At 61.4% G+C, this 407-nt stretch carries 1 protein-coding gene; it reads left to right on the top strand.

Features of this window, described 5'->3' with window-relative positions:
- On the top strand, positions 1–407 hold a 407-nt coding region (locus JWJ90_RS22985; protein ID WP_338032367.1), incomplete at both ends, for a putative PEP-binding protein.

The raw sequence follows: 407 nt of genomic DNA, 5'->3' as shown, positions 1-407 counted from the left end.
GGGCTTGGCCCGTCTGGAATTCATCATCAACAACAACATCGGCGTTCACCCGAAGGCGATTCTCGACTACCCGCAGGTCGACAGCGACCTGAAGAAGGCCGTGGAAAGCGTGGCCCGTGGCCATGCCAGCCCGCGCGCGTTCTACGTCGACAAGCTGGCCGAGGGCATTGCCACCATCGCAGCGGCCTTCTATCCAAAGCCCGTGATCGTGCGGCTGTCTGACTTCAAGTCCAACGAGTACAAGAAGCTGATTGGCGGTTCGCGCTACGAGCCGGACGAAGAAAACCCGATGCTGGGCTTCCGCGGCGCCTCGCGCTACATCGCCGAAGACTTTGCAGAAGCCTTCGAGATGGAGTGCCGTGCCATGAAGCGCGTGCGCGACGAGATGGGCCTGACCAACGTCGAAG

Source organism: Desulfobulbus rhabdoformis (assembly GCF_016919065.1).
GTDB classification, from domain to species: Bacteria; Desulfobacterota; Desulfobulbia; order Desulfobulbales; family Desulfobulbaceae; genus Desulfobulbus; species Desulfobulbus rhabdoformis.
Note: the sequence above shows the minus strand (reverse complement) of the source record. Positions and strands in the feature narration are given on the sequence as shown.